The organism is Betaproteobacteria bacterium, assembly GCA_009377585.1.
GTDB lineage: Bacteria > Pseudomonadota > Gammaproteobacteria > Burkholderiales > WYBJ01 > WYBJ01.
The window spans coordinates 1-8,400 of sequence record WHTS01000179.1; the positions used below are offsets into that span (position 1 = coordinate 1).

General features: G+C 62.3%; 9 protein-coding genes. 7 read left to right on the forward strand and 2 right to left on the reverse strand.

Going from position 1 to position 8,400, the window contains the following annotated elements; translation table 11 throughout:
• The first annotated feature begins 322 nt into the window (after window positions 1–322).
• Complete coding sequence (locus GEV05_29240; protein MPZ47376.1) at window positions 323–559, forward strand: AbrB/MazE/SpoVT family DNA-binding domain-containing protein; 237 nt, start codon at window positions 323–325, stop codon at window positions 557–559.
• Window positions 560–569: 10 nt separating this feature from the next.
• The gene (locus tag GEV05_29245; protein MPZ47377.1) at window positions 570–965 is read left to right on the forward strand and encodes a PIN domain-containing protein; all 396 of its coding nucleotides are present in this window, start codon (window positions 570–572) and stop codon (window positions 963–965) included.
• Between the two features lie 277 nt (window positions 966–1,242).
• On the opposite strand, the gene hpxZ is transcribed toward GEV05_29245, so the two are convergent.
• Complete coding sequence (gene hpxZ, locus GEV05_29250; GenBank protein MPZ47378.1) at window positions 1,243–1,635, reverse strand: oxalurate catabolism protein HpxZ; 393 nt, start codon at window positions 1,633–1,635, stop codon at window positions 1,243–1,245.
• Between the two features lie 527 nt (window positions 1,636–2,162).
• Between hpxZ and GEV05_29255 the strand changes: the two genes are divergently transcribed.
• Both GEV05_29255 and GEV05_29260 read left to right on the forward strand, forming a co-directional pair.
• Window positions 2,163–3,398, forward strand: coding sequence for a hypothetical protein (locus tag GEV05_29255; GenBank protein ID MPZ47379.1), 1,236 nt, complete (start codon window positions 2,163–2,165; stop codon window positions 3,396–3,398).
• 53 nt (window positions 3,399–3,451) lie between these two features.
• Window positions 3,452–4,309, forward strand: a complete 858-nt coding sequence (locus GEV05_29260) for an alpha/beta fold hydrolase (GenBank protein ID MPZ47380.1) — start codon at window positions 3,452–3,454, stop codon at window positions 4,307–4,309.
• A 160-nt stretch (window positions 4,310–4,469) separates the two neighbouring features.
• Here the strand turns inward: GEV05_29260 and GEV05_29265 are convergent, their stop codons facing one another.
• The gene (locus tag GEV05_29265; protein ID MPZ47381.1) at window positions 4,470–4,868 is read right to left on the reverse strand and encodes a hypothetical protein; all 399 of its coding nucleotides are present in this window, start codon (window positions 4,866–4,868) and stop codon (window positions 4,470–4,472) included.
• 134 nt (window positions 4,869–5,002) lie between these two features.
• On the opposite strand from GEV05_29265, the gene GEV05_29270 reads away from it, so the two are divergent.
• The 3 genes from GEV05_29270 (at window position 5,003) to GEV05_29280 (ending at window position 8,240) form a co-directional block, all read left to right on the forward strand.
• Complete coding sequence (locus tag GEV05_29270) at window positions 5,003–6,148, forward strand: NAD(P)-binding protein (protein ID MPZ47382.1); 1,146 nt, start codon at window positions 5,003–5,005, stop codon at window positions 6,146–6,148.
• Between the two features lie 104 nt (window positions 6,149–6,252).
• Entirely contained in the window at window positions 6,253–6,825 is a 573-nt protein-coding gene (locus GEV05_29275; GenBank protein MPZ47383.1) for a cupin domain-containing protein, read from the forward strand.
• A gap of 341 nt (window positions 6,826–7,166) precedes the next feature.
• On the forward strand, window positions 7,167–8,240 hold the full coding sequence (locus GEV05_29280) for an LLM class flavin-dependent oxidoreductase (protein ID MPZ47384.1): 1,074 nt from the start codon (window positions 7,167–7,169) through the stop codon (window positions 8,238–8,240).
• Window positions 8,241–8,400 lie beyond the last annotated feature (160 nt).

The following is an 8,400-nucleotide window of genomic DNA, read 5'->3' on the forward strand; positions in this document are numbered from 1 at the left end:
TCATCAGCCAGTAGCGCATAGGTTTCTCCGCATCCGTGCGCACGGTACCCGAACCTGGGTGATCGAATACTTGTTCGAAGGTGCACGGCGCAAGTTCACGAATCGGCATTCTCGATAAGCTTGGCGCAGCCGGAGAGAGTATATCGAGTTGGCTCGACAACGGCCGCCTGACGGCAGAGCGAATCGAGGCGCTCGCCGGAGTTCGGAAGGTGGTGCAGTTTCAGAGGCCGGCGGCTTGAGCGGATGCTCGAGCGCCAATTGCTGTGTGGCCCACTTGGGTGCTATATACCAGTGCTAGATATCAAAGATGGCGAGGTATTCAATGGATACGGCGAAGCTTTTCAACAACGGGCGTAGCCAGGCTGTGCGGTTACCGAAGGCCTATCGCTTCGAGGGCGACGAAGTGCTGATCAAGCGCGTCGGTCGGGCCGTTGTCCTGCTGCCGCGAGCCCATGCATGGGACGTGCTGTTCGACAGCCTCGATCAGTTCGAGCCTGGCACGCGGATAGAGCGTGCGCAGCCGCAAGTACAGCAGAAGCGGGCGAAGCTGAAGGGATAGGCCCGACCCCATGCGGTACATGCTCGACACGAACATCTGTATCTATCTGATCAACGACCGCCCTGCGTCGGTGCGAAAGCGCCTCGCAGCGATGAAACCTGGAGACGCCGGCGTTTCGAGCATTACTGTGGCCGAGCTTGCTTACGGGGTCGCGAAGACTCGTTCCGCGCGCAATCGGGCGGCTCTTGAAGGCTTTCTCCTGCCGTTGGAGATTGCGGACTTCGGCCTCGATGCGGCGATGGCCTATGGCGACGTGCGTACCGGGGTCGAAAAGAAGGGCACCCCGATCGGACCGCTCGATATGGAGATCGCAGCGCATGCGATCGCGTTGGACGTTATCCTGGTGACCAACAATCAGCGCGAGCTCAGTCGCGTGGCCGGTCTGCGCTGCGAGAATTGGGTGTGAACGACGGCGCTTGCTTCGGAGTTACCGGATCGTACCGGCGATGGCTGAGACATGCGCCAAAGTGCACCGAAGCGGGAGGGACTCACAATGCGCAGGAAATTCGCCGATTTGCTCGACAACATGCTGCGCTGGACATGATGGTGGCGCGCGACGCATCGACGGCTGTGCACGAACGACCGGTCTGATCGGCGACGGCTGACGGCTGATAGCCGACAGCCGGCGAAGTCAAACGACGACTTCCAACCCCACGAAGACGGTCGAGCTTTTGGCGGAAGGGTCAGGAAAGGGCGTTCGCGTCGATGAAGGAAACGTGCGCACTCACCACCTTCCATCCCTGCGGAAAGCGCACCCAGGTCTGGCTCTGGCGGCCGATCTGGTCGCGGCCGCGCACCTTGAACTCCAAGTTGACCGTCGCGATATCGCGACCGAGAGTCAGGATCTCGAGCCTGCGCCGCGACTCCTTTGTCCCAGGACCGGGCGGCCGCCGCACGCGGTGTGCGTGAATCTCATCGAAGCCGTAGCCGTGCTCGGTCGCCGCCAGCCGGACCGTGTAGGGACTCTCCCAGAACGTATCGTCGAGCACTTCGACGTCCTTGTCGACCAGGGCGCGCTCGTAACGCTCGAAGCGCTCGCGCACCTCCGCGACCACTTCGGCAATGTTGGGTGTCAGATCGGACATCGCATTCTCCAAGCGCGCGGATGGGCAGTTGGGTCCTTCGCGCAGCCGTCGTTGATCGTTCTTCCCCAAAGCCGCCATGTGCTCCTGCTTTTCAGGGCTGGACCCGGCCGACCCATGCTTGCGCTCCAGGTGCTTCGCGCAGTTTAGCTTTCATCATCTCAGACATCGACGTGCGCGGGATCGCCGAGTGTCTTGTTCTTTGTGCCCGCGGGCTTGATTCAAGTTTTAGGTACGCTCTTCTCACTCCCCATAGATGCCTCGCCGAGCGGACTCTTCAAGGTCCTGGGAGCGCCCTACAATGTGGCGGCCAAGTTCTACACCGTCTATTCAGGCGACACGGGGGCTGACGTCATGTTCGCAATATCGACAACTGAGCGGGCGATAACGCAAATGGCCACCCCCGGATGGGGCACCCTGGACCGTGCAGCACATTCCTGTGGCCTTTGAGGTGCCGAGTCCTATGGAGTAATCTGTTGATCAATTCGAACCAAACGATCGGATAGGCCAGGAGGGGACCAATGGATTTCGCGTACACACCGGAACAGCAAGCGCTGCGGCGCGACGTTCGTCAATTCATTGAAGAGAACGTCACCGACGACATCGTCGAAGAGATCGAGCGCCAGGATCATCCACAGGGCGGCGGACCGCGCGTGAATGCGTTGTTCAAGAAGATTCACGCCAGGGGCTGGCTGGGCATTACCTATCCGAAGGAGTATGGCGGACAGGGTGGTGATCGCATCAGCCAATATATCGTCGAGGAGGAGTTCGTCAGGATCGGGATTCCCGTCGGCCTGGGCGGCAGCGGTGCGCCGGCAATCATGGCAGCGGGCACGGAGGAGCAAAAGCGCCATTTCATTCCGAAGCTGATCAGCAGGGAATTTTCCTTCGCGCTGGGTTTCACCGAGCCGTCGGGTGGGGCCGATCTGGCAAGCCTCCGCTGCAGCGCAGTGCGCGACGGCGACGACTACGTGATCAACGGCCAGAAGATGTACACCTCGACAGCGCACGCGTCGACGCACATCTATCTCATGGCGCGCACCGATCGCAATGCGCCGAAGCACGAGGGTATTTCGATTTTCATTTTTCCGATGGATACGCCCGGCATTACTGTGCGACCACTCTGGACGATCCAGAACAATCCGAAGGCGCCGCCGGGCACGACCTATGGACATGCGCGCACCAACGAAACCTTCTTCGACGACGTGCGCGTGCACAAGTCCAGCTTGCTCGGCGAAGAGAACAAGGGCTGGCGCGTGGGCTCGATGGGTTTGAACCTCGACCGTGTCGGCGCTTCTCGCTATCTCATTTCGGTGCGGCGCGACGAGGACATCGTCAACTGGGTGAAGAACAACAGCTTCGACGGCTTTGAACCCGGCAAGGATCCGGCCATCCGCGACAAGATCGCCGAGATGTGGATCGAGGCGAACGTCTGCCGGCTGATGACGATGCGCAGCATGTCGATTGTGGAGCATGGCGGAAAATTCACCTACGAGGGGTCCGCCGAGAAGGTATGGGCCCCAGAGCACGGAGTGCGAACCACCGAGGCGATCACGCAAATGCTCGGGCCCTATACCCAGCTATTGAACGGCTCTCCGCATGCGATTCGCAGCGGCCTGTTCGCGCACAACGTGATGGGATCGTTCCAGTCCGGCATCAACCACGGCAGCGTGCAGGTGATGCGGGACCAGGTGGCACGGCGCGGTCTTGGCCTGCCTTCATCGCGCAGTTCGCAAAAGGCGAAGAAAGTGGAATAAGAGTGATACGACTGTCACACCACCCGCCCGCCCTTCAGAAAGGGAGCGACATCGTGGACTCGACAAGACGCACCCTGTTGACTACGGGCGCCGCCGCGGCAGCGATGGCCGCTGCGCCAGGTGCGTTTGCACAGCAGGCCAGAAAAGAAGGAGCTGCCATGGCGTTCTACCAGAAAGGCGACGTCCGCATTGCCTACGAGGAAACCGGGAAGGGCTTCCCGCTGCTGATCATCTCCGGCGGAGGGCTGAATTCGACCATCGAGTGGGCCAGGAAGCGCGCGCCGTTCGACGCCATGGAGGCGTTCAAGGATGAATACCGCTGCATCGTGACGGACCTGCGTAACGCGCACGGCGGGCAGTCGACGGGCCCGCTCGAGGTCGACCGGCCGTGGGACTCCTACACCGACGACCTTCTCGGCCTGATGGACCACCTCGGCATCAAGCGCTTCCTGGCGCTGGGCTACTGCATCGGCGCGCCATACATCTGGAACCTCGTCAAGCGCGCACCGGACCGGGTGGTCGCCGCCGTGCCGGCGCAGCCCGTCGGCTGGAACAAGGCTCACCCGACCTACATGCGCGACCTCAGCATGAAGAGCTGGGCCCCCGAGCTCATGAAGCGCAACCCGGCGATCACGCCGGACATGATCGAGAAGTTCCTGACCCGGATGTTTCCCAACCCCGACTTCCTGTTCACTGTGAACCGCGATTTCGTGCGGAGCTGCCAGACACCGATGCTGATCCTGCTGGACGACAGCCCGGGGCACCCGTACGACGTGGCCTGGGAAACGGCGATGCTCGCACCGAAATCGGAGCTGGCTCACTACCCGTGGAAGGAGCCCAAGGAGCTGATCCCCATCGCGGTGCGCCAGGTGCGCTCGTTTCTGCGGGCGCATCGGCCGGCTCAGTCATAGGCACTTGAGAGCTCGAATTAAGGGAAGCACACCTTTTCGATATGAAATTGTCACTGCGACGACCGGGCTGATACCGTTCTTGCGACACAGCTCGGCCGATTTCACGCCGGCGTCAGCGCTGCGACCGATTCATGGATGGCGGGGGCCGGTCTGGAGGTGCTCAACGCTCGGCGACACGCTCCCAGAATAGCTCTTGATGCTGCATCACATTGGCGAATAGCCGCCGCGGTGGCGCCAGCACCATCCCATCGCTTTCGAAGCGCACCTTGCGCACCTGGTCGCCGCCGATGCGGCCGGGATCGGACGCGGCGTCGACACGCGTCGATAGGGTCTCACCGTCGAACGTGTAGTTGCCCGTGTACGAGATAAACAGACGTTCTTCGCCGCTCGGTACATCGGCACGGCCGTCGCAGATAACGGAATACATGCGCCCGTCGGCCTGAAAGCACGCCACGCCGTTGGGAGCCGGTCCCAAGGGCGGCAGCAGCGCTGCGCCGTCGTCGTCAACGGCCTTCGTGCTCTTGAGCCGCCAGGTTCCGATGATGCGCTTGTCGAGCATGTCGTCCCTCGTATTGTTTCAAGTAACAGAGCGGATCGGTCTATGAAACTGACGTTTCCAGCGCCCGATATGCTAGCAGTGATCTGCCCGCGTTGACGGGAGTCTTCCTTGCGCAGAAACGAAGATCGGAAAACATGAAGATCGCGATTGTCGGAGGCGGCATCGGTGGGCTGACTACCGCCTTGGCCATGACTCAGGCAGGCTTCGCCGTTACCGTGCACGAGCGAGCGGCGCAACTGGCCGATCAAGGCGCGGGAATTACGCTGGCACCCAATGCGACGCGCGTGCTCTACCACCTCGGCCTCGGACCAGACCTGGAAGCGACCTCGGTCACGCCGCCGATGACCGAATACCGGCATTACCGCACCGGCAGCGTCATCATGCGCATGGTGACCAAGGACTATCGCGAGCTCTATGGCGCGCCCTATATGCGTCTGCACCGCTGGGATTTGCAGCATGCGATGATTCAGCGTCTGGCGCAGACCGCTCCGGGTGCGCTGCGGCTCGGATCCTGCGTGGACCAAGTCGAGCCGCGTGATGAGCAGGTGGCGCTGAGGTTCGCGGACGGCCGCTTGGAGATGGCGGATCTGGTGATAGCCGCCGATGGCATCCGCTCGACGATCCGTGAGACCCTCTTCAATCCGGCGCCCCCGGTATTCACGGGCTTCGTAGCCTGGCGCGGACTGGTCGATACCGCCGATCTGCCTCGGCAGCTGCATGAATCGGCAGTCGCCTTCGGACAGGGCCGGCACATCAACCGTTACCTGGTCCGGCGCGGCGAATTGCTGAATTTCGTCGCCGTTGCGCAGCGAGATCAGTGGGAAGCAGAGGGCTGGACTATCCCGGCACCGCTGGACGAATTCCTCGAGGAGTTCTCGAGCTTCGACGAGGGTACCCGGACCGTCATTTCTCGACCGGTGCTCGGCCAGGTGTTCAAGTGGGGGCTGTTCGGCCGTCCCTGGCTCGAGGAGTGGTCTTCCGGCCGGGTCGTGCTGCTCGGCGACGCGGCTCATCCGATGCTGCCGTTTCTGGGACAGGGCGCGGCCAATGCCATCGAAGATGCGATGATTCTTGCGCGCTGCCTGAAGTCCGAAGCGACACCGGAGCGAGCCTTTTCGCTTTATCAACGGACACGCGCTCCCCGTGTCCGCACCGCAACCGATCAGGCAGCCAGGCGCGGGGATCGTTACCTGGGCGAACCCAACGCAGACAGTCTGAAAGGCAACGAGCCTGGGGCGGAATATGCCTACGACGCAGTCTGCGGGCCACTTGGCGGATGATCGGTCATCGCATTTCCTGGCTGACCAGCGGACGACATTGACGCCCCGCTCGCGGGGGTCTAGAAAAGACCACACCCGGAGCCAACCGAACAGGAGGAAGGACCATGGACGAGTGGCGGAACGTGCGCGTGATGCCCCGCGCGGAAATGCTGAAACGCGTGGCGCGGTTCAAGGAGCTGAAAGGCTCGGACAAGGGACTGCCGGACAGCCATCTGCCGGAGTCGCACAAGACGCTCTTTGCCGTGATCGGGTTCGCGCCGCCGGAGCAGAAGCTGAACGAGGCGACGTTCTCGCCGGTCGGCGACGCCTCGACCCTACCGGCGATCCCGGTCGCGGAGGGTTTCAACCTCGCCTACGTGCGCGCGAAGCCCGGCAAGGGCACGCTCATGCACAACCACGATACCAACGAGACTTTCGTCGCCATAAGCGGCCGCTGGCGGGCCGAGTGGAACGAGGGCGCGGCGAAGGAATTCCTGGATCTCGATCCGCTCGACGTGATCTCCTTCCCGGTCGGCGTCGCGCGCCGCTTCTTCAACGTTACCTGGGACGAGCCCGACCGCGAGCACATCCTGATGGCGATCATCGGCGGCAACCAGCCGCAGTCGGAGTTCACGCCGGAGGCGATGCAGCGCTGCAAGGAGTGGGACGACCAGCAGGCGGCGGCCGGGCAGCGCTGAGTTTCGGCTCCTGGCTCGCGGCTTGACACCGCACCCGGAGACGCGGGGTGCCTCGGCTCATCGCTCGCCCGTTCGGCCGCGCGTGGAACGAGGGACGTCGAGTGTCCATGGAACGTCACGGGGCATACGCTCGAACGCAATCTATCGAGCGTTCCCTATTCCATGACACGCTCGTCCCTCACCCCCAACCCCTCTCCCGGGGGGAGAGGGGAGCGTCGCGTCCGTATTGGACTGTCGTCCAATACGGAACGATCAATAAATGAACCCTTGGCGAAACACGGTGCACTGTTGCCTGGGATGCCGACCTCAATCTTTTCTTTTGCCTGTAAGGACTGCCGCACATGCGCCTTGGCCTGTTCATGATGCCCTTGCATCCGTCCTATCGCGCGATTGCCGATTGCTACGACCGCGATATCGATCAGTTGGTGTTGGCCGACAAGTTGGGGTTTGACGAAGCCTGGCTCGGTGAACACTTCACCGAGAAATGGGAAAATGCGCCGTCGCCCGATCTGTTGATTGCGAAAGCGCTGGCGTTGACCGAACGGATCCGTTTCGGCACCGGCGTGACCTTGCTCGCCATGCACGAACCGGTTTATCTCGCACATCGGGTGGCGATGCTCGATCACCTGGCGCGCGGGCGCTTCAACTGGGGGATCGGGCTTGGCGGGATTCCGACCGACATGGCGTTGATGGGACTTGACCCGGCTGAGGCGCGCGGCCGCGCTACCGAAGCGCTCGACGTGGTGCTCGGAATGTGGCAAAGCGACAGCTCGTTTTCGCATCGGGGCGAGTTTTTCCGCATCGAGGCGCCGAAATTCAATCGCGTGACCGAACGCGGGCTGCACATGAAGCCGATGCAGTTGCCGCATCCGCCGATTGCAGTGGCCGCGAGCACGCCGCGATCCGGTTCGCTGAAAGTCGCCGGTGCGCGCGGCTGGTCGCCGATGTCGAGTTCGTTGTTGTCGAGAGCGTTTCTGCCCGGTCACTGGGAGACCGTGGTTGACGGCGCGAACAGCACCGGCCTGACGCCGAATCGCAGCGACTGGAGAATTGCCCGCGACATTTTTGTCGGGCCGACACCCGAAATTGCCCGTGAACGCGCGCGCGCCGTGCTTGGCCGCAATTACGATGTGCATCAACGGCCGAGCCGCGCCGGCACCAGTCAGATGCAAATCATGAAACTCGATCCGTCGATGGCCGATGACGACATCGACGTCGACTATCTGATGGAGAACCTGTGGATCGTGGGAGACCCGGAACAGTGTGCTGACAAGATCCGCATGCTGTACGAAACGGTCGGAGGCTTCGGCACCTTGCTCAGCGTGACTGCCGATTCAGACAATCCCGCCTGGGATCACGAGAGCCTGCGGCTGCTCGCCGAAGAGGTCGCACCGCGAATTTCCGATTTGGGCTGAATGACCGTTCCTGGCGTGCGCGCATTCCCGGCGTTTACCCGTTCGCAGACGTCTGTCAATCCGATGGCTGATTCAGGGAGCCGCGCAGGGCAGGCACGTCCGTGGGTTGCCCACCCTTCTCGAGCTCCTTCGGGAGCCAAGCGAGGACAGAGCACCTAGC

What these genes read in the sequence shown, in the direction of transcription:
- GEV05_29240 (MPZ47376.1), top strand. Translation starts at nt 323, where the DNA reads ATGGATACGGCGAAGCTTTTCAACAACGGGCGTAGCCAGGCTGTGCGG.
- GEV05_29245 (MPZ47377.1), top strand. Translation starts at nt 570, where the DNA reads ATGCGGTACATGCTCGACACGAACATCTGTATCTATCTGATCAACGAC.
- GEV05_29255 (MPZ47379.1), top strand. Translation starts at nt 2,163, where the DNA reads ATGGATTTCGCGTACACACCGGAACAGCAAGCGCTGCGGCGCGACGTT.
- GEV05_29265 (MPZ47381.1), bottom strand. Translation starts at nt 4,868, where the DNA reads ATGCTCGACAAGCGCATCATCGGAACCTGGCGGCTCAAGAGCACGAAG.
- GEV05_29270 (MPZ47382.1), top strand. Translation starts at nt 5,003, where the DNA reads ATGAAGATCGCGATTGTCGGAGGCGGCATCGGTGGGCTGACTACCGCC.
- GEV05_29275 (MPZ47383.1), top strand. Translation starts at nt 6,253, where the DNA reads ATGGACGAGTGGCGGAACGTGCGCGTGATGCCCCGCGCGGAAATGCTG.
- GEV05_29280 (MPZ47384.1), top strand. Translation starts at nt 7,167, where the DNA reads ATGCGCCTTGGCCTGTTCATGATGCCCTTGCATCCGTCCTATCGCGCG.